This is a genomic window from Aquimarina sp. 433, assembly GCF_054054605.1.
This window is the reverse complement of record NZ_JBSWZK010000008.1, coordinates 244,614-268,308: the sequence shown is the minus strand read 5'-3', so window position 1 is coordinate 268,308 and position 23,695 is coordinate 244,614. Positions and strand designations below refer to the sequence as shown.

25 protein-coding genes are annotated in these 23,695 nt (G+C 31.5%); 11 read left to right on the top strand and 14 right to left on the bottom strand.

Annotated elements, in window-relative coordinates; translation table 11 throughout:
* Positions 1-14: 14 nt before the first annotated feature.
* Together ACWNT5_RS17260 and ACWNT5_RS17255 are read left to right on the top strand one after the other, a co-directional pair.
* The gene (locus tag ACWNT5_RS17260; protein ID WP_456518048.1) at positions 15-1,310 is read left to right on the top strand and encodes a glycosyltransferase family 4 protein; all 1,296 of its coding nucleotides are present in this window, start codon (positions 15-17) and stop codon (positions 1,308-1,310) included.
* Between the two features lie 9 nt (positions 1,311-1,319).
* Complete coding sequence (locus tag ACWNT5_RS17255; RefSeq protein WP_456518047.1) at positions 1,320-2,777, top strand: oligosaccharide flippase family protein; 1,458 nt, start codon at positions 1,320-1,322, stop codon at positions 2,775-2,777.
* A gap of 56 nt (positions 2,778-2,833) precedes the next feature.
* Here the strand turns inward: ACWNT5_RS17255 and ACWNT5_RS17250 are convergent, their stop codons facing one another.
* Both ACWNT5_RS17250 and ACWNT5_RS17245 read right to left on the bottom strand, forming a co-directional pair.
* Positions 2,834-4,117 carry a hypothetical protein gene (locus ACWNT5_RS17250; RefSeq protein WP_456518046.1) on the bottom strand — a complete coding sequence of 428 codons (1,284 nt, stop codon included), beginning with the start codon at positions 4,115-4,117 and terminating at the stop codon, positions 2,834-2,836.
* 332 nt (positions 4,118-4,449) lie between these two features.
* Positions 4,450-5,106, bottom strand: coding sequence for a hypothetical protein (locus tag ACWNT5_RS17245; protein WP_456518045.1), 657 nt, complete (start codon positions 5,104-5,106; stop codon positions 4,450-4,452).
* A 356-nt stretch (positions 5,107-5,462) separates the two neighbouring features.
* On the opposite strand from ACWNT5_RS17245, the gene ACWNT5_RS17240 reads away from it, so the two are divergent.
* On the top strand, positions 5,463-6,254 hold the full coding sequence (locus ACWNT5_RS17240) for a hypothetical protein (protein WP_456518044.1): 792 nt from the start codon (positions 5,463-5,465) through the stop codon (positions 6,252-6,254).
* A gap of 62 nt (positions 6,255-6,316) precedes the next feature.
* On the opposite strand, the gene ACWNT5_RS17235 is transcribed toward ACWNT5_RS17240, so the two are convergent.
* Positions 6,317-6,955, bottom strand: coding sequence for a peroxiredoxin-like family protein (locus ACWNT5_RS17235; RefSeq protein ID WP_299895943.1), 639 nt, complete (start codon positions 6,953-6,955; stop codon positions 6,317-6,319).
* Positions 6,956-7,038: 83 nt separating this feature from the next.
* Positions 7,039-9,819, bottom strand: a complete 2,781-nt coding sequence (uvrA, locus tag ACWNT5_RS17230; RefSeq protein WP_456518043.1) for an excinuclease ABC subunit UvrA — start codon at positions 9,817-9,819, stop codon at positions 7,039-7,041.
* A gap of 239 nt (positions 9,820-10,058) precedes the next feature.
* On the opposite strand from uvrA, the gene ACWNT5_RS17225 reads away from it, so the two are divergent.
* Together ACWNT5_RS17225 and ACWNT5_RS17220 are read left to right on the top strand one after the other, a co-directional pair.
* On the top strand, positions 10,059-10,643 hold the full coding sequence (locus ACWNT5_RS17225; RefSeq protein ID WP_299602193.1) for an RNA polymerase sigma factor: 585 nt from the start codon (positions 10,059-10,061) through the stop codon (positions 10,641-10,643).
* A gap of 75 nt (positions 10,644-10,718) precedes the next feature.
* Complete coding sequence (locus ACWNT5_RS17220; protein ID WP_299602190.1) at positions 10,719-10,868, top strand: hypothetical protein; 150 nt, start codon at positions 10,719-10,721, stop codon at positions 10,866-10,868.
* A gap of 40 nt (positions 10,869-10,908) precedes the next feature.
* On the opposite strand, the gene ACWNT5_RS17215 is transcribed toward ACWNT5_RS17220, so the two are convergent.
* Positions 10,909-11,559, bottom strand: a complete 651-nt coding sequence (locus ACWNT5_RS17215; protein WP_456518042.1) for an endonuclease III domain-containing protein — start codon at positions 11,557-11,559, stop codon at positions 10,909-10,911.
* 156 nt (positions 11,560-11,715) lie between these two features.
* Here ACWNT5_RS17215 and bcp point away from each other — a divergent pair, with 156 nt between their 5' ends.
* The gene (bcp, locus tag ACWNT5_RS17210; RefSeq protein WP_299602184.1) at positions 11,716-12,165 is read left to right on the top strand and encodes a thioredoxin-dependent thiol peroxidase; all 450 of its coding nucleotides are present in this window, start codon (positions 11,716-11,718) and stop codon (positions 12,163-12,165) included.
* Positions 12,166-12,391: 226 nt separating this feature from the next.
* Entirely contained in the window at positions 12,392-14,506 is a 2,115-nt protein-coding gene (locus ACWNT5_RS17205) for a T9SS type A sorting domain-containing protein (protein ID WP_456518041.1), read from the top strand.
* Positions 14,507-14,766: 260 nt separating this feature from the next.
* Here the strand turns inward: ACWNT5_RS17205 and ACWNT5_RS17200 are convergent, their stop codons facing one another.
* Positions 14,767-15,195 (bottom strand): DUF1801 domain-containing protein, encoded by a 429-nt coding sequence (locus ACWNT5_RS17200; RefSeq protein ID WP_456518040.1) that lies wholly within the window; start codon positions 15,193-15,195, stop codon positions 14,767-14,769.
* Positions 15,196-15,375: 180 nt separating this feature from the next.
* Here ACWNT5_RS17200 and ACWNT5_RS17195 point away from each other — a divergent pair, with 180 nt between their 5' ends.
* Together ACWNT5_RS17195 and ACWNT5_RS17190 are read left to right on the top strand one after the other, a co-directional pair.
* Positions 15,376-16,230: an SPFH domain-containing protein gene (locus ACWNT5_RS17195; RefSeq protein WP_299602178.1), complete on the top strand. Its 855-nt coding sequence runs from the start codon at positions 15,376-15,378 to the stop codon at positions 16,228-16,230.
* A gap of 2 nt (positions 16,231-16,232) precedes the next feature.
* Positions 16,233-16,412, top strand: a complete 180-nt coding sequence (locus ACWNT5_RS17190) for an Arc family DNA-binding protein (protein ID WP_219007515.1) — start codon at positions 16,233-16,235, stop codon at positions 16,410-16,412.
* On the opposite strand, the gene ACWNT5_RS17185 is transcribed toward ACWNT5_RS17190, so the two are convergent.
* The 8 genes from ACWNT5_RS17185 to ACWNT5_RS17150 form a co-directional block, all read right to left on the bottom strand.
* Positions 16,409-16,948: a hypothetical protein gene (locus ACWNT5_RS17185; protein ID WP_299895957.1), complete on the bottom strand. Its 540-nt coding sequence runs from the start codon at positions 16,946-16,948 to the stop codon at positions 16,409-16,411. The two genes, ACWNT5_RS17190 and ACWNT5_RS17185, sit on opposite strands and share 4 nt — an antisense overlap.
* Complete coding sequence (locus ACWNT5_RS17180) at positions 16,945-17,388, bottom strand: hypothetical protein (RefSeq protein ID WP_299895959.1); 444 nt, start codon at positions 17,386-17,388, stop codon at positions 16,945-16,947. Before ACWNT5_RS17180 ends, ACWNT5_RS17185 begins: the two co-directional genes overlap by 4 nt.
* A gap of 184 nt (positions 17,389-17,572) precedes the next feature.
* The gene (locus tag ACWNT5_RS17175) at positions 17,573-17,962 is read right to left on the bottom strand and encodes a hypothetical protein (RefSeq protein WP_456518039.1); all 390 of its coding nucleotides are present in this window, start codon (positions 17,960-17,962) and stop codon (positions 17,573-17,575) included.
* A gap of 67 nt (positions 17,963-18,029) precedes the next feature.
* The gene (locus ACWNT5_RS17170) at positions 18,030-18,737 is read right to left on the bottom strand and encodes a hypothetical protein (RefSeq protein ID WP_456518038.1); all 708 of its coding nucleotides are present in this window, start codon (positions 18,735-18,737) and stop codon (positions 18,030-18,032) included.
* Positions 18,738-18,854: 117 nt separating this feature from the next.
* Positions 18,855-19,178, bottom strand: a complete 324-nt coding sequence (locus ACWNT5_RS17165) for a TfoX/Sxy family protein (protein ID WP_299895967.1) — start codon at positions 19,176-19,178, stop codon at positions 18,855-18,857.
* Positions 19,179-19,181: 3 nt separating this feature from the next.
* Positions 19,182-20,006 carry an alpha/beta hydrolase gene (locus tag ACWNT5_RS17160; RefSeq protein ID WP_299895969.1) on the bottom strand — a complete coding sequence of 275 codons (825 nt, stop codon included), beginning with the start codon at positions 20,004-20,006 and terminating at the stop codon, positions 19,182-19,184.
* 125 nt (positions 20,007-20,131) lie between these two features.
* Positions 20,132-20,602 carry a hypothetical protein gene (locus ACWNT5_RS17155; protein WP_299602162.1) on the bottom strand — a complete coding sequence of 157 codons (471 nt, stop codon included), beginning with the start codon at positions 20,600-20,602 and terminating at the stop codon, positions 20,132-20,134.
* 104 nt (positions 20,603-20,706) lie between these two features.
* The gene (locus ACWNT5_RS17150) at positions 20,707-22,152 is read right to left on the bottom strand and encodes a TonB-dependent receptor (RefSeq protein WP_299602159.1); all 1,446 of its coding nucleotides are present in this window, start codon (positions 22,150-22,152) and stop codon (positions 20,707-20,709) included.
* Positions 22,153-22,325: 173 nt separating this feature from the next.
* Between ACWNT5_RS17150 and ACWNT5_RS17145 the strand changes: the two genes are divergently transcribed.
* Together ACWNT5_RS17145 and ACWNT5_RS17140 are read left to right on the top strand one after the other, a co-directional pair.
* Positions 22,326-23,087: an MBL fold metallo-hydrolase gene (locus ACWNT5_RS17145; RefSeq protein WP_456518037.1), complete on the top strand. Its 762-nt coding sequence runs from the start codon at positions 22,326-22,328 to the stop codon at positions 23,085-23,087.
* A gap of 64 nt (positions 23,088-23,151) precedes the next feature.
* Entirely contained in the window at positions 23,152-23,610 is a 459-nt protein-coding gene (locus tag ACWNT5_RS17140; RefSeq protein ID WP_343912147.1) for a hypothetical protein, read from the top strand.
* The last annotated feature ends 85 nt before the right edge of the window (positions 23,611-23,695 follow it).

The following is a 23,695-nucleotide window of genomic DNA, read 5'->3' as shown; positions in this document are numbered from 1 at the left end:
ACTCTTACAAGGTTTTGAAAGTATTATTAATAACATATTACTGGCCTCCTGCGGGAGGTCCTGGAGTACAAAGGTGGCTCAAGTTTGTTAAATACTTCAAGGAATTCGGAATTGAGCCAACTGTATATATTCCCGAAAATCCTACGTATCCTTTAATAGATGAATCCTTGATTTCAGAAATTCCTGCGGATGTTACTATTATTAAACAACCAATTTTTGAACCGTATCGTTTTGCAGAAATTTTTTCTAAAAAAGATTCTAAAACCATCAGTAAAGGAATCATTGCCGGAAAAGATAAACAATCTTTCATGCAGAAACTTATGTTGTTCATTAGAGGTAATTTTTTTATACCAGATGCGCGCAAATATTGGGTAAAACCTTCTGTGAAATTTTTAAATGATCTTATTTCTAAAGAGAATATAAATATTGTAGTTACTACTGGACCACCGCATAGTATTCATCTGATAGGGAAGGAGCTTAAGAAAAAACTGGATATTAAATGGGTAGCTGATTTTAGAGATCCTTGGACAACTATTGGTTATCATAAAAAACTGAAGCTTATAAGAAGTGCAAGAGATAAGCATATACAACTAGAGAAAGAGGTGTTGTCATCTGCAGATCACATAACTGTTACGAGTTATACAACTAAAGAAGAGTTTTCTAATATTACTAAACGACCTATCTCGGTAATTACGAATGGATATGATACTGAAGAGGTTGCTGATATTCGATTAGATACTACTTTTACAATTTCACATATTGGGTCTTTGTTATCAGGACGAAATCCAAAGAGATTGTGGCAAGCGATATATGACACTGCACAAGAGAATGAGGATTTTGCAAAACAATTAAAACTACAATTAGTAGGTGCAGTGAGCGAAGATGTTTTATCCTCTATTAAAGAAGCAGGTTTATCAGATTTTCTGGAAATTAAAGGATATGTATCTCATAAAGAAGCTATAGAGATTCAGCGTAGTTCTCAGGTATTATTATTAATAGAGATTGACTCAGAAGAAACAAAATGTATTATACCTGGGAAACTATTTGAATATATGATCTCGGAAAGACCTATTATCGCTGTTGGCCCCAGAGATGCAGATATTTCTAAATTAATAGAAGAAACAGATTCCGGGAAATATTTTGATTACGATGCTTATGATGAAATGAAACGTTTACTTCTTGAATATTTTAGTAAGTTTAAAGAAGGAAAACTTAATTCTCAGGCGATTGGAATTGAAAAATATAGTAGACGATCTTTGACCAAAGAGATGTCTATGTTGCTAAAAAGTCTAGCCAACGGTAAGCTATAAAATTAAAGAATGGGAATAGTTGCTAATCAATCGATCAAAAATGTCATCATTACTTGTTTAGGTTTTGGGATTGGTGCTATTAATACCTTGTTTCTTTTTACAAAATTTTTGGAAGAGGAGTACTACGGACTGGTTTCTTATTTGTTTTCTGCATCAAATATTATGTGGCCTCTAATGGCTTTTGGAGTGCATAATACTGTTGTAAAGTTTTATTCATCCTATTCCGATAAAAAGGAACAAAATAAGTTTATGACGATAATGCTTATTTTACCTATGTGCGTCGCTATTATCATTGGTGCCGTAGGTACTGTTTTTTATGAAAATGTCCTAAGTTATTTTAAAGAAGATAACACTATTGTACAGCCTTATGTTTGGACCATTTATGTGCTCGCTATTGCTTTATCTTATTTCGAAATATTTTTTGCTTGGGCTAAAGTGAAACTTAAAAGTGTTTTTGGTAATATTTTAAAAGAATTGTTCGTAAGAACTTGTCTTATGGTATTACTATTTTTAGTTTATTTAGAAGTAATTACCGTAGTACAATTTATTTATGCGATTGTATTCGTATATATAGCTAGATTATGCATTATGGCTATTTATGTATATAGATTGCTAAATTTCTCATTTAGCTTTTCATTGCCTTCTAATTTCATAAACGTATTTAAGTATTCTTTATTGATTTTGTTGGCAGGATCTGTCGCTACTCTTTTAATTGATTTGGATAAGACAATGATAGAGCGTTATCTACCTATCGAATATGTGGCTAAATATGGTATTTGTGCTTATATCGCAAGTGTGATAATTATTCCTTCCAGAGCGATGCATCAAATTACATATCCGTTAACGGCAAAACTCATTAATGAAAAGAATTTTGAACAACTTAGAATACTATATAAAAAAAGTTCTTTAAATCTTTTCGCAATCAGTGGTTTATTATTCGTATTGATTATTTGTAATGTAAATCAACTTTTTGAATTAATTCCGGATGAATACGAATTGTTTATCTGGGTGGTAATTCTTATCGGAATAGCTAAGTTATTTGATAATGTGCTAGGCAATAATAATTCGATCATATTTAATTCAGATTATTATCGTTTGATTCTATACATAGGAATTGCCATGGCGGTTATTGCTTTTGTTCTTAATTGGTTACTCATTCCGGTATATGGAGTGGTAGGGGCTGCTATAGCTACCAGTATGGCGGTATTTTGCTACAATACTGCAAAAGTTTTTTTAGTGAATATAAAGTTTAAAATGCAACCATTTTCTAAAAAGACTTTTCTCATTGTGATCATGATTTTAGCTTTTGTATACGGCTTTTATTTTTGGGATTTTACTTTCCATCCAGTTGTGAATATAGGTTTAAAAAGTACACTTATAGGAGGTGTTTATGTAGGTGTTTTATATTTCTTACGAGTATCGGATGATATTAATGATATAATAAAGAAAATCCCTCGAGGTGCCTAAGCATACTACTCTGAGGGATTTTCTAACTAACCAACCAAAAAAATAAATTCTTTATATTAACTTCTACTTCTTGCCGTACGAGATCTTGAATTATTAGATCTTGTAGCTCTGTTCGTAGAATTACTTCTTCTAGTTTTTACTTGAGATCTTGTAGAACCTCCTTTACTAGTATATTGACTGTTATTAGAGCGTTTTGTTACATTCCCAGATCTATTATTTCCGTTAGACCTTGAAGTTCTGGCTTTTGAAGAACCTTTTCTAGAGCTATTATTGGTTACAGCACTTCTAGTTCTCTGAGATCTGTTATTAGATTGTACTCTATTTCTACTTTCGGTATTTCTAGGTGTTACATTTGTTCTAGTTCTATCTGATCTTCTTACCTGACTTCTTGTATCAGTACTTCTAGTACTTCTATTAGTCACGGTATTTCCACTTCTATTCGTTCTTACATTATCTCTGCTATTTGAGTTTCTTGTAATAGCGCTACTTCTTGTTGTGCTTCTAGAAGAATTTCTATTTACAGTAGTTCTGTTTCTATTCACTGTTCTTGATCTAGAACGATTTACTGTATTATAGTTACGGTCGTTTCTTTTATACATTGCCGTTCTTCTATCACGTGTTCTGTAGTCAAGACTTCTAGCTCTATTTACTCTATATCCTCTGTTATATGATGCAACTCTTTGATTAGGTCTATAATATGTACGACTTCTATATGGTCTTGCATAATATCCATCAAAGTAGTTTCTTCTAAATACATTATACGAACATCTATAAGGAGTATAAAATCTTCTATAAGGTCTATTGAAAACGATACATCTACTAACTACTGGTACCGTAAAATAAGCGTGAAAAGGACTGTATACATAATATCTGTTGAAATCATTAATGAATCCAGTACAGTTTACAAAATTACCATAGCTGTTATAGTTTACATATAATCCACCAACTCTAGATACTCTACCAAAACGGTTGTAATTGATAAATACATCTCCAGCTTGACTAATTCTACCATAATAATCATAAAAGATAGGAACATTTTCTACCTGTACCACAGCTCCATAATCATCATACTGTACATAGGCATCATAATCATATCCAGAATTAAAACTAATGTTTACTCCAGGACGGTTAATATTTACACTAACTCCGCCTCTTGGTCTGTTTACATAGAAATCAAACTGTCCGTCTGCGTATACCGAAAACTCAACTCCATTCTCATGAAAGATGAATGATTTTCCGTAATTGTAATAACGAGATACGGTTTCTGTATTTGTTTCCAATGCATTAGCACTAAAAGTTGCTAATAGTAAGCCTGTAAAAAGTAAAACAATATTTTTCATAATCTGTGATTTTATAAAGAGTGTAAAAATTTGTTTTTTGCACTCACTTATATAGTATCAAGCAGCGTGCCAAAAATTACTTTTCTCTATATATTATACATACGTTTATTCCATGAAACAGACTATTTTTGTATGGTAAGTATTTGATAAACAGTATTTTGATTTTACTCCAGGTCTTTTTGGATACGATATATTTCTATATTTTAAACTCTCTATATATATTAAAAATTTAAAAGTGATAGTGGACTTGATTAAAACTATGAGTACACAAAGAAAGCCTGCTACCAAATTGATAACAGGCTTTCAAAAACTAACCAACTAACTAATTTATTCTAATCATCATCGTCATCCTCTCCTTTATGATGCTTTTTATTTCTTTTTCTGTTTTTAAAATAGAAATCATCTTCCTGATTCCAATTGTGATGATTGGATCTTCCCTGTATGTTATAATAAGGATCATGTGGTGCGCTACATCCGTCTATTCCGCAATATCCACATCCCGTATAATGAACATTTCCTTCTATATGTCTAATTCTACCTCTTTTTCCGTAATAGATATGTAATCCACCTATTTTGGCAACTTTTCCTCTTCTATTATAACGGATAAGAACAGAACCTATTCTTCTTACCTGATCAAATCGATTATAACTTATTGTAGTTAGGCCAACTCGTTTCAATCTTCCGTAATAATCATATTTCACAGTAAAACGATTGTTGTGTCTACGATAGTTTCTGTTGTTACCTGGAGTATTATAGTTAGACGAATTCCAATCCCAGTTGTTATAATTTCTTCTTCTTGGAGTTCTAAAGTCAACTTCTCCATTAGGATACACAAAAAATCTAACACCATTTTCGACAAATACAATAGGTTTTGCATTACGATAGCGTTTTGTAACCCTATCTACTTGATCCGACTTATTTTGATCGGCCGCTTGTGCAGCTGTTCCAACTAGTAACATTACTGCAATAAAAAGTATTACTTTTTTCATAACTAAAATGTTTTTGGGTTTATACCTACTCATTAGCTTTTCGGTTTCCGCTATTTGTGTAAAGTATATCCAAACGGCGTGCCAAAAATTATTTTATGGAAGTAAAAGATCTTCTGTTAGCATAGAAGAAATAGGATAAAAAAAGAGTTTTTAACAGGGAAAAAATTTCAAATAAGGAGTGTTAACTGTTTAAAATCAGTGAAATATAATTTTGTCGATTAAATTGGTTTTACAGCGAAAAAACGATTTAAAAAAACAATGAGAATATTTTTTTTGGGTGGCTTAGATCTAATTTTATGGAGTTAAAAGAAAAGACTTTTAATACTAATTGGAGAAATAATATAATAATTGGGGCTATGAAAAATATAATACTACTTACATATTGTTTTTTAACTTTTGGACTATATGCACAGGAAAAAGAATATATTCTAAATGCTGACTACACTAAAAAGATTATAGTAGAATCAAAGAACGTTTCAACCGTCTTTGGTATTGAAGAAAAGATTTTAAAGCATAAAAAGAATGCATTTATTATTAAAGATACTTTACAACCAAACTCTTTATCAGGAGTATTTATGAAAATGGGTCGTTATTTTATGATGAATGATACACATAGTCAATATTCTAAACACGAATTGGTTTCCGAATGGCGTATTAAGGAATTAGGAGTATCTGAAAGACATATAATTTTCAATGATTATAATACACTCATTGTCAATTTAGATGATATGAAGTTTTACTTTGTTACTGATGATTTTTTGGATAAATTAGATTATACTTTGCAAAAGAAAAAGCTGGATAGACAAGCATATATAGAGAATAATAGAAAGTATAGAATTTCTAAAACCACCAATATTTCTTATCCAACAAAAGAATTTAAGTATTTATTAAGTGAATGTGCTTTGTATACGGATAAATTAAAAGAGCATGCGATAAGAGCTAATAAAGGAAATATGACCAAAGCTCAAATAAGGGAGTGGAAAAAGGATATTGTTGCTGCAAAATTATTGGATTATAGGATTAGTGACTTTCTTGAAGCTTATAAAATGGCGTCTTTAAAAAAGGATTCCAATTTTGTTAATCCAATTAATGAATATAAACTGTTTTCTAAGACGTTAACTGTTGCTTCTGAAGATTCTGGATTATAATCAAACATCCAAAATGTTTTGGATGTTTGATAAATAGGATCTCAATCAAAATTTAGAATAATCTACTTAAGACTATTATAAATATCTTCGGGATCTGCTCTTTCTTTATAATCTTCTTTGATAAAATCATAAATGATCGTTCCATCTTGATCAATTACATAAGTTGCAGCTATTGGTAATTGTTGATCTTCATTACCATTGCTTTTTACCAAATCAATACCAAAACCTTTATACACTTCTGTAAGATCTTTAGGTAGTGTAAATACCAAGTTAAATTCATTAGCAACTTTATTATCGATATCGGAAAGTACTTCGAAGCTAAGATTGTTTTTTTCTGATGTGCTTAAAGAGTTATCTGGAGTTTCTGGGCTTATTGCTACGAGAGTAGCACCAAGCTCTTCGAATTTATCTTGATATTGCTGTAGAGCTCTTAGTTCTAGATTACAATAAGGACACCAACCTCCGCGATAAAAAGACAATACTACTTTTTTGTTAAGTAATAACTCCTGTACAGAAATAGTTTTATTTGCTGCATTAGGTAATGAAATTTCTGGAATTTTATCTCCCGTTTTTAAAGCTCTTGTTATAAGCTGACTATCACGAAGGTTATCAATTCCATTATTCATGATTTTTTGAATAGTTTCCGGGATTTTATTGGCGGATAGCGCTGCTTTTTCTTTTAATTGTTCTGTGAGTGACATTTTTTACATTTTATTATTCGGGAACTTAGCCGAAATAGAGCGCATGTCTTTACAGAATCAAATATTACAATTTTGTTAATTTTTTAAATTTTTTCAGCAAGATAATGCCCTGTATAAGATTTTTGGTTCGCACTTACTTCCTCAGGAGTCCCTTCTGCTATAATCATTCCGCCATTATTTCCACCTTCTAATCCTAAATCAATAACATGATCAGCGCATTTTACTAAATCCAGATTGTGTTCTATAACCAGTATAGAATGACCTTTGTCAATAAGTTCGTTAAAGGATTTTAGTAATTTTTTGATATCATGAAAATGTAATCCTGTAGTAGGCTCATCGAAAATAAAAAGAGCTTTATCTTTCGTATTTCCTTTTACTAAGAAAGACGCTAATTTGATACGCTGTGCTTCACCACCAGAAAGGGTAGAGGAGCTTTGCCCCAATTGTACATATCCAAGACCAACATCCTGTAAAGGTTGAAGCTTTCTAATTATTTTTGTTTGATTATGTTTTGCAAAGAAATCCAGTGCATTATCAATGGTCATTGTTAAAATGTCGTCGATATTTTTATCTTCATAAGTTACCTCCAGTACATCTTTTTTAAATCTTTTTCCGGCGCAGGTTTCACATTCTAAATGAACATCAGCCATGAATTGCATTTCGATCGTAACTTCACCTTCACCTTTACAGGTTTCACATCTTCCACCATCCACATTAAAAGAAAAATGCTTGGATTGGTAGTTTCTTATTTTTGATAATTTCTGACTAGCAAAAAGACTTCTAATATCATCATATGCCTTGATATAAGTTACAGGATTAGATCTAGAAGAACGACCAATTGGGTTTTGATCTACAAACTCTACATGTTTGATATTACTGTAATTTCCTTTAAGCTCTGTAAACTGACCTGCTTTTTCTCCATATCCTCCTAGTTTTTTTAATATCGAAGGATACACTATTTTTTTGATCAAAGTACTTTTTCCACTACCTGAAACTCCTGTAACTGCTGTAAACACTCCTAGCGGAATAGTAACATCAATATTTTTTAAATTGTTTTCTCTTGCACCTAGGATTTCTAAATAGTATTTAGAGGTTCTTCTGTTCTTCGGGACTTCGATTTGTAAATCTCCATTTAGGTATTTAGCGGTTAAGGAATCAGATTTTAGAATTTCTTCAAAAGTTCCTTCGGCGACCAAATTACCTCCATAGGTACCTGCTTCTGGACCAATATCAAGAATAACATCTGCAGCCTTCATAATATCTTCATCATGCTCAACTACAATAACGGTGTTCCCTAAATCACGAAGGGATTGTAATACTTTAATAAGTTTCTCAGTATCTTTAGGGTGTAGACCAATACTCGGTTCGTCTAAGATATACATAGATCCAACCAAGCTACTACCAAGAGACGTAGCAAGATTAATACGTTGGGATTCTCCACCAGATAAGGTATTTGATTTACGATTAAGAGTTAGGTATTGAAGACCTACATTATGTAAAAACTCTAACCTACTATTAATTTCTTTTAAAAGTCTTTTTCCAATTTGGAGTTCATATTTATTTAGTTCAAGATTTTTAAAAAAAGTTGCCAGTTCATCAAGTGGCATTTCTACAAGATCCGTAATAGCTAATCCACCAACTTTTACATAACTAGCTTCAGGTCTTAAACGTTTTCCTTTACAGCTGGTACATTTCGTTTTTCCACGATAACGAGAAAGCATTACTCTATTCTGAATTTTATAAGCCTTTGCTTCTAGCTCTTTGAAAAATCCATCGATACCTTCAAAATACTCGTTACCAATCCATAATAATTCTTTTTGTTCTTCTGATAACTCAAAATAAGGCTTGTGTATAGGAAAATCGAATTTATAAGCACTATTTACAAGTTGATCTTTATACCAACTCATAGTATCGCCTTTCCAAGGAAAAACAGCTCCTTCATACACGCTCAAGGATGTATTTGGAATCACTAAATCCTCATCAATACCAATAACATCTCCGTAACCTTCACATTCAGGACAAGCTCCATATGGATTATTAAAGCTAAACAAATGCACATTAGGCTCTAGAAAGGTTATTCCATCCAACTCAAATTTATTACTAAACTGACGTGATTTTTGATCTTTTAATGTTTCTATAAAACAAGTTCCTTTTCCTTCAAAAAAAGCTGAGCCTACGGCATCTGCCAGTCTATTATAAAAGTCTTCTTCATCTCGCTTAATAATACGATCAATTACCAAATGAACAGTATCTTTTTTAGTAATGGTAGCATCTTCAATTCTAGATACCGTTTCATTAACTTTTACACGTGCATATCCTTGTTGTTGTAGTACTTTTAGCTTTTCTTCAACGGTTCTGCCACTTTCTACATGTATTGGAGCTAACAACAATAGTTTTTCACCTTCTTCAAAGGTTTTTACATATTCGATAACATCTGTAACGGTATCTTTTTTTACCTGATTACCAGAAATAGGAGAGTAGGTTCTACCTATTCTAGCAAAAAGTAACTTTAGATAATCATATATCTCGGTAGTTGTTCCAACCGTGGATCTTGGATTTGTAGAATTTACTTTTTGTTCAATAGCAATGGCTGGAGCAATACCTTTTATGTAATCAACTTTTGGTTTATTAAGTCGACCTAAAAATTGTCTGGCATATGAAGATAAACTCTCTACGTATCTTCTCTGTCCTTCTGCATATAAGGTATCGAATGCAAGACTTGATTTTCCTGATCCTGATAATCCGGTAATTACCACTAATTTATTTCGGGGAATGGCTGCATCTAAGTTTTTGAGATTATGCAGTTTGGCTCCTTTAATTAATATATTTTGTTTAGGATCTAAGGTAGTAATGTCTTGAATCATAGTCTATATGCGGTGTGAGCGCAAAGATAATGATAACTTAAGAAGTATAATAGTGTACTTATACGGAAAGTTAAGTTAAAAAAATTAACACAAAATAGTTTGATTTTCAAGGATTGTTATTATATTAGCCCCTGTAAAAGTAACCAAATCTAAAAAAGAAGCGCCTATAGCACACCTTTACTTTAAAGTTTAACAAAGCCCGAGCCCCAAGCTTGTTGGTACTAAATAAAGTAATAGGTATGAAGGATTACACTATTTCAGACGCTGTGCTGGTTAATAATTACATCAAAGGTGACGAAAGCGCACTTTCTACACTAATCGAACGTCATAAACAACGTATTTACAGTTTTATTTATTCTAAAGTTTTTGATAGAGATGTATCAGAAGATATATTTCAGGATACTTTTATTAAAGTGATTCGTACGCTAAAACTTGGAAAGTATAATGAAGAAGGTAAATTTTTACCTTGGGTAATGAGAATTGCGCATAACCTAGTTATCGATCACTTTAGAAAAGGAAACAGAATGCCAAAATTCGAGGATAATGGAGAGTTTAGTATATTTTCTGTTATCAGTGATGGTGATTTAAATGCTGAAAAAAGAATTATTAAAGATCAGGTAGAGGAAGATTTAAGAAACCTTATACAAGAACTTCCAGAAGATCAAAAGGAAGTTTTGGTAATGCGTATGTACCGTGATATGAGTTTTAAAGAGATCTCGGATAAAACAGGTGTAAGTATCAATACTGCCTTAGGAAGAATGCGTTATGCATTAATTAACTTAAGAAAGGTTATAGAGAAAAATAATATTGTCCTAACAAATTAACATTTCTTTATGCAATAAAGTAGAATTTGCCTCGTTATTTATAAAAAAATAACCCTTAATTTAAGATAAATTAATATGGCAAAATTTTACTTTAAGTCTTCTCAGAAAGAGGAGCAACAACAATTAGTACCAAAGAAAATTACAGTAGATTTTCTTTTAAATTACTCAAAGGCTTTAAGTGTTATAGATTATAAGAAAATGAAGTTTGAAGCGCTTCTAAATTAAAACTAAACTTTGTAAAAGACCTGTTTCCAAAACAGGTCTTTTATTTTTTATAGTACTCGTTAATTACAGATTTCCTTCCAATTGTCTTTGTTATAATATCGTTATCTAGATTCCATCCTCGTGCAGGAGAGTACTCTCGTCCATACCATATGATCTGAAGATGTAGATCATTCCACAATTCTCTTGGGAACAAACGTTTTGCATCTTTTTCGGTTTGAGTAACATTCTTACCATTACTAAAACCCCAACGATACATTAAACGATGTATGTGTGTGTCTACTGGAAATGCTGGTACTCCAAAGGCCTGAGACATTACAACACTGGCTGTTTTGTGTCCAACTGCTGGCAATGCTTCCAATGCTTCAAAACTTTGTGGAACCTCTCCATTGTGTTGGTCAATTAGTATTTGTGATAATCCATGGATACCTTTGGACTTCATTGGGCTTAATCCAACAGGTTTGATAATTTCTCTAATTTCTTCCACAGATAACTTTACCATAGTGTAGGGGTTATTAGCACGTTCGAATAGGAGTGGAGTAATTTGATTGACTCGCACATCAGTACTCTGAGCACTCATTAGAACTGCAATCAGTAGGGTATATGGGTCTTTATGATCTAAAGGAATAGGGATGGTTGGATATAATTCTTTAAGTGTATTTATGGTGAAATCTACTTTTTCCTTTTTAGTCATAACTTATTTTTGTGCTAAAATATGAATATTTGTATGTTTTTAGGAATCTAATAAAAGCATAAATTTTTAATAAAATTGTTTCAGGAAAATAATTTTGTTCTAACTTTATCAAAAAAGTTTAAACAAAATATAATTTTTATCATTAACCATAATAATATGACATCATTAAAAGCAGGAGATAAAGCTCCAAATTTCTCGGCATTAGATCAGGATGGTAATACCATTAGTTTAGAAGATTATAAAGGAAAAAAACTTGTGGTTTTTTTCTACCCCAAAGCGAGCACACCAGGTTGTACTGCTGAAGCTTGCAATCTGAAAGACAATTACCAAACATTTCAATCACAAGGGTATGAGATTCTTGGAGTAAGTGCTGATAGCGCAAAGAGACAACAAAATTTCAAAAACAAATATGAACTGCCTTATCCTCTATTAGCGGATGAAGATAAAAAGGTTATTGAAGCTTTTGGTGTTTGGGGACCTAAAAAATTTATGGGTAAAGAATATGATGGTATCCATCGTACTACCTTTGTTATTGATGAAAATGGAATATTATCTGAAGTAATTACAAAAGTAAAAACCAAAGAACACGCTGCACAGATTTTATAAACTAGATTTAAACTAGACAATACATAATTTTTAAAAGCCATATGTTTCAGACATATGGCTTTTTTCTATTTTTAGATCGAAAAAAGCTACCAAATCATTAAAAAAACGCTTACTAGTTAACTCATAACGAATTCTATTTCTTTTCTAACATTTTATTGGAGTAGAAATATTTTTGGATCATGATTTTATCACCCAAAGTTAATTATTGAGAAAAAAATTAAAACCTATGAAAAGAACTTCACTCACTCTAATTATTATTTTTTATTGTATTAATATTTATGCACAAACATCTAGTTCCTTAATAAATAAATCCACTGTATTATTTACACAAGAATCAGCAGCTACTCCTTTTAATTATGATCAATATAGAGCTGATGGTATTTTTTGGGGATTTATGCCAAATGCAAGTATTGAGTCTGATGCTGCTATGAATCAATGGGTTTCAAAAGTCGAAAATCGTACTTCAAACGGTAAGTATTATTTTGGTAGAGGAGAATTTGATTGGGGATGGAAATGGATGATTGATTTTATGGATGATCCAGAATCGTATTGGGCAAAAGATCTTAATGGTAATAATATTCATTGGGGAAATGCTGCCGATAATGGAGGTACATACAATGGACAGATTCATAGTTGGATGAGTCATCAGGGACCTGATTTTTTAGAATGGTTAAAGTATCAGGTGGATAGAATGACTTTAGCACCTGTAACACATATGATGTTTGATTCACAAACATCTGCTACCAGAACCTTACATTGGTTAGGAGGAGATTTTTCTGTGCATTCGATGAATGGTTTTAGAGCATATATGAAAGATAAGTACACCACTCAGCAGCTTATGGATCAAGGGATTAATAATATTGATAATTTCAATTATCGTCAGTTTTTAATTAACAGAGGATTCACGCTTCAAACTTATAGAAATCGAGCAAATAGTATCAACGGTAATATTCCGTTATACAAAGACTTCGTTTATTTCCAACGTCAATCCCTGAATGATACAATGGAAGAGCTATTTGATTATATAGATACAATTAGACCTGGTATCGACATTGGAGCAACTACAAACGTAGTGGAACCTAGAGGGTTTGTTTTCTCCGATCGATTAACATATCTAGCAGGAGAATATGGTCATCCTCATGATCCGGCGACGAGCCCCTCTACAGAACCGCTATTACATTATAAAGCCGCTGAAGCTCTTGATAAAACTTTGATATATTTTCCATATCCAGATGCATTTCAGGCGTTGTATAATAGAAATTCTCCTAGACAAGCCCGAGCATGGATTGCACAAGCATATGCTACAGGCTCTATTTTTACAATTCCAGGTAGAGTATGGATAGGAGGAAGCAATACTTGGGATACTGGTTGGGAAAATTTTGCAGATTTATATGCATTTGTTCATGATCATAGCGATTTATTTGATGATTATCAGGCAGTGTCGAACGTAGCTCTTGCGTATTCTGTATACGCTTCTTTATTAGAAGGCGGAATGTCTGGTAGTTCGAATGCTCGTCAAACACTTGATTATTTAGTAACAAGAAATATTTCATTTGATCTAAAAATATTTGGGGATCCTGATCAACCCATAAGTCCATCTGCCTCGGAATTATCGCAATATGATGTGGTAGTGCATGATAGTGATATTCAATATTTAACGACAGAGCAAAATGCAACTATTAATTCTAGTGGTACTAATATAGTTTCAATGAATAATTCAGGAGATATACTTGGACTTACTTCATGGAAAATTAATGTTTTAAGTAATAATCAGTGGGTCAATTATTTAATTTCTGCCTTGCCAAGAAAGTCTTCTAATGATCCTGATGCGCCTTATGTGTTGCATTTAGTCAACAGAAAATATGATGCTTCTAATGATGCTGCTCAAGCCCATAATGATATTTCTGTGCAAATTCCATCTGCTGTTTTCCCAAATGCTATTGTAGGAGCAAAACTTCACATTCCTGGTAAGCAATCTGTGGATCTTTCTGTACAAACAGATAATTCTGGAAATATCACTTTAGATATCGGTACTTTTGATTCTTGTTGGGGTGTGGTAGAATTGGTTCATGATAATACTCTATCTAATGAGGATATTGAGTTTAATGAGGAAATAGTTTCCTTTTATCCAAATCCAGCAAATACTTCTATTTATATTAAAAATTTCAGTTCCTTAGATATTTCATCCGTAGATATTTATGATATGCAAGGAAAGAAAATAATCAGTAAAAAATTAGAATCAAGGGAAATAGACGTGTCTTCTTTGACGAAAGGTGTCTATTTATTAAAAATAAAGAATAATTCAGGTGATAGGGTGGTTAAAAAATTAATTAAAAATTAACCTTTACAACTTAAAGCCATATGTACTAGACATATGGCTTTCTTTGTTCTAGAAGCGTCAATGTTCCAAGGATCTCCTCGCCAGTAAAACATAAACAGTTTGAAAACGAGAGAAGTTATTTGAATATTCTTTGAATGTTCTGTGAACTTTATGGAGATTTTTACTGATTAGATTTCTATAGATTCCATTATAAAATTGATGAATATTTAAAGTCTAAAAACATTTTCCTATCAAATTATCATCAACTTACTCTGGCGGATCTACATGCCTAAAGTTGGTAAGTGTTTTACAGAATGATATTGTAAGGCAGCCTTTATACAGCTTTTGAGTTCTGGTTCAGGAATTTTAAAATCTAAAGGAAAAACAATAGCTCTATTTCCTTCAAACTGAAAAGTGTCTTTATAAACTACTCTAAAGGTGGTAACTAGTTTGCTAGTGCATTGAAAATACATGGCATATTGATCAGGTGCGCCTTTTTTCCAATCTATTCTGATGGTACTTCCTTTCTTGGTTAAGAAGCTTGGTTCTCCCCATTTTAGGGTTTCTTCTATATTAGATATTCCTTCTATTTCTTTTGCTGTCTTAATTATCAAGTTTCTAAGATCCATAATTTTTGGGTGAATATGATTGGGATATGAATCATACACCGATTGTACTTTTGGATTTACTTGAATATTAAATGCGGCCATTTGTTTATAAACCTGTTTTATGTTTTAGAGGCTCTAAGTTATGTAAATAATTATTTCATTCTTATAATACTTTCTAAGAATTTGAATGTGATAATCGCGCTAGTTTTACCTGTTTTATCATCTGTGATTTTCAAAATTCAAATAAATTTAGTATTATTGTGATATCAAAATAATATCATTATGAATAAAGAAACAAAAATTAAAGCAACGAATGGATATGTAATGCTTATGGTACTGCTAGTATTTATTGTAGGTACGATAGTAGGTTTGGTAACAATGGATAATCCATTATTTTTAATCTTTATACTACCAATTATATTAATAGCGAAAGGTTTTTTTATAGTGAATCCAAATAGTTCTAAGGTGTTGGTATTGTTTGGAGCTTATAAAGGAACGGTTAGAGATAATGGTTTCTTTTGGGCAAATCCTTTTTTTAGTCGTCAGAAAATTTCGTTAAGAGCTAGAAATTTTGATAGTGAACGTGTAAAGGTGAATGATAAAATCGGAAACCCCATCATGATCAATGTAATTTTGGTCTGGCAGGTAGCAGATACTTATAAATCAGCTTTTGATGTGGATAATTATGAAGAGTTTGTAAAGGTTCAAACCGATGCTGCTGTTCGTAAATTGGCAGGATCGTATCCATATGATAATTTCGATGATGAGCAAGCTGAATTTACACTTAGATCGGGTATGGATGAAGTAAATGAAGCTTTAGAAAACGAAGTTACCGAGCGTTTGGCAATTGCTGGTATTAAAGTGATGGAAGCTAGAATTGGATATTTGGCATATGCACCAGAGATTGCAAGTTCTATGTTAAAAAGACAACAAGCTGTTGCTATTGTAGCAGCTAGAAAGAAAATAGTAGAAGGAGCGGTAGGTATGGTAGAAGATGCGTTGCAAAAATTGTCTACGGATAACATCATAGACTTTGATGATGATAAAAAAGCTTCTATGGTAAGTAATTTAATGGTAGTTTTATGCGGTGATAAAGAAGCTGTTCCGGTAGTAAATGCTGGAACTCTAAATTCTTAATTGTGAGTAAAAGAAAATCATTCGTACTAAGAATAGACCCAGAGATGTTTAAGCAGATCGAAAAATGGGCAGATGATGAGTTTCGTAGTGTGAACGGACAGATCGAATGGATGATCAATAAAAGCTTAAAAGAGGCTAAAAGACTACCCAAAAAACGAAAAGATGAAAGTGATGATTCTTAATGAGTTGTCACTTTTCGTTTTTTCATTAGGCTAAACGAACTAAGTCTAAATTTATCTTGATTTGTAATTTTACAACGTTTTAAAAAATTGTCATAATCTTCATCTTCATTTTCTTCAAGATGAAACCCAAGCACAACGCCACTTTGTAATTCGATATTTACTGCAGATTCTACAATATGACATTTCTTTTTATGGAAGTCTATATGAGCTTTATTCAATTCAGAAATTACATTTGAAAGGTTTAATTTATCAAGATTTCCCATAAACCATTTCTTTAATTCTAAAGAATTTCCTCCATCTAGATCATCTATATAATCTGAGAAAATTAAGAACAACTCATCTTTGTTAAAGTGTAGTTCTATGTTTCCATACCTCCAAATTGGATCTCTATAAATATCAGGGTTTTCATCAAACCCATCTGGATCTGGAAAATTATGTATGATCCATTCTTTAGTCTTTCCTAATTTTAGAAAATCAAATTTTCCTGTTTTAAAAAAAATCTCGAAATCAATTATTATTTTGTCCTTTAGCTTCATAATTGAATGCTATTTTTTTTAAATATTCTTAATCTTTTGATCCAAAATATTTTAGAGTTGAAAAATTGAAGGCATGTTTTGATAACTCGGTCTGTTTTGTCTCTTGGTGATTTTGATATAAATCTTGCCTTAGAGTTATTAAAATCTAAAGAATATTTTTCGTTTATGTCCTTTTTTTTATCTGCAAAAAAATGAACTACATTTTTTTCTATTTTCCATGTGCCTTTTCCGTAGATATTTACCTCGTTAGGAATTCCTTGAGAATTATTGGAATAAGAATGAAAGAAAAAGGTTCCATCTTCTTTCAGAGACAGCTTATATTCTATATGATGCTTTTCTTGTTTACCCAGAGTAATTATGTAATCTCCAACCACTTGATTTGTTTGTGCTAGTGATATAATGCTCAACAACAATAAAGACAATGTAATAATGGTTTTCATCTTTTTTTAATTTTTTTCGATGCTTTGATTTTAATAGTTCTTTCAAATTAAAAACTAAATTCTAGAACAACAATTCGCTTATGAAAATAATTGTTGAAATTTGGATTAGAGTTCAAAATTCCATTAACAAATAATTCATTTTGCATCATACCAACTGCCTTTCGTTTTTCTCTATATACTTTTATCAAAGGGTCTGGTTTTTTAATACTAAATAGAGCCTGAATGTATTTTCCGGTAGTGTTAACTGAAAGCCTGAATCGGAGGCTTTGCTATAAATATCATCCCACAATCCACTTTTATGAAATTCTAAATTTGTTTTATCAGATTTAAAATTAAACTTTTCTGGATGAGTAGGTGGTTTAGAAATTAAGTCCTTTAAATACTGTGTGTAACCTTTTTCAGTGGATAACTTTGGATAAATCTTTTTTAGATTCTTTTCGAAATCAGAAACTAATAAATCCAGAGCTTTGGTTTCTTTAGCTCCCAGGACTTTTTCAAATTCTACAATATTCTCTTTGTTTTGGGAACAACTTAAGGTTACAATAGAAATAAGAATAAAAATGTAGTTTTTCATGTAGAGTATATCGTTGCTAGTATGTTGCGTCTGCCTTGCTAAGGCCGCATATGCAATATATAATGTGTTATGGTATGTTTTTTATTTCGTTTAATTTTCCTTCTTTAAAAACAAATTGAATACAGTCACCTCCAATTAAGTCAGTACAGTATTCAATTGTATCCGTCATTTTGATCAATTCAGGACTTATTTTAATTGAATTTTCAGAAGACCATTTTTCTTTTGATATTCCAATTGTCTCTGGAAATTCAATACCACCTCCAACAAATGATAGTTTATTTTTATTATTCTTGTAAAGTATCATATCAAAGCCATATTTCAGTCCAATCTTTTGTAATTCTTTATTACCGAACATTTGGTAAGGTAAACCTTGTTTATCGTAATGCTCAGAATACTCGTCTGTTTTAGTAGCGGAAATGACTTTGTATTGATCTGAGATGTTAAAAGTCATATCATAAATTACTAGAGAATCAATAACTTTTGTTTTAGTATAAAATTTAGACATCCCTTTAAATTGATGAGCAACTTTATATTTGAAATCAAGTCCATTTATAATCTCTAATTTACTCCAACTAATAGGTTGATATGCGCCAGAATCTTTCAACCAATCTTTAGTGATAAAATACTTAATAGAAACTTTGGCCTTGTTTAGATTTTCTAAATCCAAACCTTCATTTTGTTCACTTAAGTCTGGTTTAGCGAGATCTTTCTTTTTACTTTGATTTTTACAGGAGATTATAAGTGTCAATATTAATAATATTTTAAATGTTTTCATTTAGTAATTTACTCTAACGTTATTATAACTATCATTGTGCACTTAATTGTTATACTTATTGTTCAATTTTATCCTTATACTTGATGCTTTAGAGGTTCAATAGTATTTAAGAATTTTTCATCTTTTTCTCTTCGGTTTTGGCTCAGGTAGTTCTTTAATGGTAATACTCACTAGTTCGCTTAACCAATCAGAATCCTCTATTTTTTCTTCGATCAAGAAACTTGGTTTGGCTCCAGGATAGGGAGGAGCCTCCACGATATTTCCAATAAAATCTCTTCCTGATGTAGTAGGTTTTATAAATAGTTTATTATCACAAATAAGACCAAACATTTTACCGTCAGCATATACTCCATATTCTCCAAACATCTTTTTTGCAATTATTTCTCCAGTATTTTTGATTTGTCCTACTACAAAATCTACAAAGTTTTGATCAGAAGCCATTTTTTATTTTTTAGGTTTGAATATTTTTTCGAAAGCGTTATAAACTGCTAAATGTAATGCATCTCCATGATTTTGCTTTTCGAAAAATTCGTAATATAATTCGGTATTATCGTTCTGTAGTAACTTCAGTTTGTCATATAATTCTTTAGCAACTCTTTTCATAATTTTCCCTTCTTCACCAACAGCAATATAAATTGATTTTTCAGAGTTATAAGGTGTAGGAACATATGTAAGTAACGATTCATCATCCCACCATAAACTAGGACTTGTAATGATATAGTTGTCGAAAAGATTAGGTTTTTTAAATAAAATTTCTGTTGCCAAAAGTCCGCCTAAGGATTGTCCTATGATAGTTTTAGTAGCAGTTGTCTTGTATTTTTTCTCTATGAAAGGTTGTAATTCTTTTTCAATAAAATTGATAAAATTTTCTGATCCACCTGTAGTAGGAAAATCCTCTTTGTCTTTTTTATTATTAGTAGGATAGGTAAAATCTCTTTTTCTATCTACATTGGCTATACCAACTACAATAGATTCTGGGATCATGCGAATCCAGGAGAATGAACCAAATTGTACGAGACCTGATATATGAATAAAATCTTCATCTATAGAACCATCTAATAGATAAATTACAGGATATGTTTTTATAGAATCTTTAGAGTATTTATGAGGTACATAAATATTCAGTACTCTTTTTTCTTTTAGAATTTTTGATTCAAATTCGATTTTTTCTCCAATTGAAAGTGGAGTAGTAGTATGCTTATTTTGAGCTAAAACTATATTGCTAAGGAGGCAGCATATGAATGTTATAAAAATATTTTGAATCTTCATTTGTGCTTTATTTCTGTAAATTGATGTAACTAGGTTTTATTTTCTTTTATGAAATAGGCATTACAATCCTTTTTTGAATTAGTAATACATTTTTCTCATTTTATTCTTAATATATAAAAATGTATTCAATCTTGTATTGATTTATAGTTTGTATATATCAGGATTTTTAATTCAGCGTAATTTTTGAACTGATCAGAGTTAAATCTTATCGCAGAGTCATCCATTAGTTGTATTTCAAACTCTTCGCTACCATAAACTTGAGTTCCTTCTTCAGCGGATGATTTCTCTCTTCGGGTTTTAAACCCTTTTATTTGATCAAAAGAAATTGATTTAATTTTATTATTTAATAAAGACTTAATTAATATTTCATTTTCAGTCACGCTAATCTGTTTCAAGTTGCGGATAAGAAATCTTCTGGTTGTGAAAATTAGCCATGCCGCTGAAAAAATACCAATCCATAAGGTGATATCTCGAAAATCTATTTGAATGTTATTAAAGGGATATAAAATGTTTACTAAAGTAATACATAACCAAGCAAAAAATACAATAAATGATTGGATCCAAAACCCAGTTCTAAATTTAGAAGTTACTCTCATTATATTGTATGTATAGTTGGTTTATAATGAAATATAGCTACCCTAAAGGATAGCTATATTAAATCTTATAATGAACTGAAATCATCAATTAGCGCGCTAATCGATTAAACGGTCTCTGTTTCTTTATATCCAAAGAAATTATTCTCCTTAATCATTTCTGGAATAAGTTCTGGTAGTTGTTCTTCCCAACCAGATTCTCCGTCTTGTATCTTTTGTAAAACCTCTCTGGAAAAAATATCCATAATCGTAGGATCATAGTCCACAATATCTTGTAGTTTACCATTATATTTAAAGAACTTGTATAATTCCTTCATTCTTGGATGTACTTTCAGATTTTCACTGGTTGTAAGCTCTCCTGTCTTTGGATTTTTAAGAGGGTAGAGGTATACTTTCAGATCCTTGAAGAACAATTTTCCAAAAGCTTCCAAAATACCACCACTTAAGTGACGATAATATTTTTCGTCAAAAATATCCACTAGATTGTTTACACCCATAGATAAAGCCATTCGCTCTTTTGTATAATTGGAGAAATATTCTACAACTTTATAATATTCCTGGAAGTTGGAGATCATCACAGTTTGTCCTAATGAACATAACAATCTGGCTCTAGACATAAAATCTTCTTCATCGATTTCTCCTTCTGCTCTTAGGTTAGAAAGTGTAATTTCAAAAATTTCTATGGTTTTATTTTTATTTACCTTATTCTCATTAAGAAACATGTTTAATGATTTCTTGTAAATATCCATGTTTACTTTGGTCACTGGTCTAAAACTACCGCGAAGTGCTAGAATGTTCTTTTTGTATAATACAGCTGCTGGTAAAACGTTATTACCATCAGGACCAAACATTACAGCTTCGGTCATTCCATTTTTAACCAATTGTAAACTCATCAATCGGTTATCTACTTTCTTAAATCTCGGACCAGAGAAATTAATGGTATCAATTTCGATTTGATCTTTATCTAAATGATCGTATAAATATCGAAGTAATTTTTTTGGATTATCATACTTATAGTAGGCTCCGTAAATTAAATTTACTCCTAATATACCAAGTGTCATCTGTTGTAACTTGGCATCATTTTCATGAAAACGAATATGAAGAATAATCTCATTATAATCTTCATCTGGTTTCGTTTGATATCTGATACCTACCCATCCATGACCTTTATATTTTTTTGCAAAGTCAATAGTAGCAACAGTATTGGCGTAACTAAAAAATAATTTGTTTGGATGTTTTTCTCTGCTGATACGTTGTTCGACTAATTTTACTTCATGCTTCAGCATTTTCTTTAACCGTGCTTCTGTCACATATCGTTTATCATCTTCGATTCCGTAGATAGCATCACTAAAGTCTTTGTCATAAGCACTCATGGCTTTCGCGATAGTACCTGAAGCACCACCAGCTCTAAAGAAATTACGTACAGTTTCTTGTCCGGCACCAATCTCAGCGAAGGTACCATATATATTGGCATTTAAATTAATTCGTAAGGCTTTACTTTTAATTGAAGGGACAGACTCAAATTCTTTGTCTCCCATAATCGTAATAGGCATAGCAAAATGGGCTTTTTTTGTTTAACGTAAAGTTACTAATAGATTAAGGATTATTAAAAAAAAGTGAACGTAATTTTTCGCATTTTATAATTGATATAAATAATGACTGTAGAAATGAATTACTTTTGACGCAAAAAAATTATAAGTACATTTGCTTGTACGCATAGTTTAATATGGAAATTACATTTCTTGGAACCGGAACATCACAAGGAATTCCAATCATAGGAAGCACACATCCTGTATGTTTAAGTGAAGATCAAAAAGATAAAAGATTACGAGTATCTGTACTTGTCTCTTGGGATAAATATCAGTATGTAATTGATTGTGGTCCTGATTTTAGACAACAGATGCTAGCCAATAAGGTAACACGAATTGATGGAATTCTTTTTACACACGAACATGCAGACCATACTATGGGAATGGATGATATACGCCCATTCTTTTTTAGGCAAGGTGATATACCAGTATATGCGCATAAACGAGTATTAGAAGCTTTAAGAGAAAGATTTAGTTATATATTTTCTTCAGAAAATAAATATCCAGGAGCACCCAGTGTTATAGAAAATGAACTAACTAACCAACCATTTTCACTGGGTAACCTGGATGTGATGCCCATTGATCTCATGCATAATAGATTGCAAGTTTTTGGATTTAGATTTAAAGATTTTGCTTATCTAACAGATATGAAAACGATCGAGAAAAAAGAAACCGAAAAATTAAAAGGAGTAAAGGTGTTAGTGGTCAATGCACTTCGAATAGAACCACATCATTCTCATTTTAATTTAGACGAAGCTTTGGCATTTATAGAAGAAGTAAAGCCCGAGAGAGCATATCTCACACATATTAGCCATATGTTAGGCTTTCATGAAGAAGTACAAAAACAACTCCCCAAAAATGTATTTTTGGCTTACGATAATTTAAAAATTACCATTTAATATGCGAAGTAGAATATTTCTATACCTATTTATTTTTTCTGTCTTGTTCGTTTTATTTCAGTTCATGAATGCTAAAAAAGCCAAAGAATCTTACGATGGTAAGATTGAGAATCTAATGGCCACAATAGCAGAAAAGGATAAAGAAATTGAAACTAAAAATCTAGAAAGAGATTCGTTGATAGATCGTGTTTTAGAACTTACTTATTTTTCTTTGGAAAGTGATGAAGAAGCAATCAATTATTTCGAAGAACAAGGTTATGATGCAGAAAAACTGGAATTAACGATTAGTGACCAAATTATAGCTCAAAACAAAGCTGGAGCGGATAATCCAATAGTTCCTTATGCAGGAATGGAAGGAAACATGGCAATTAATAAGGTGCGATTGCTAAATCATAAATGGATTATCGCAGATTTTACCGATGGAGTGTATTGGGGTCAATTATTTATTATTTACGATGTACGTAAGGATGGAGTAGTGGATTTTGAAGTAGCACAATCCTTTTTATATCCTAGAAGCCAATAAGAAACAAAAAGAAAATTACAAATAGAAAAAGACCTGTTCATAATAAACAGGTCTTTTTTGGTTTTGGCAAGTTGGTTAATATATT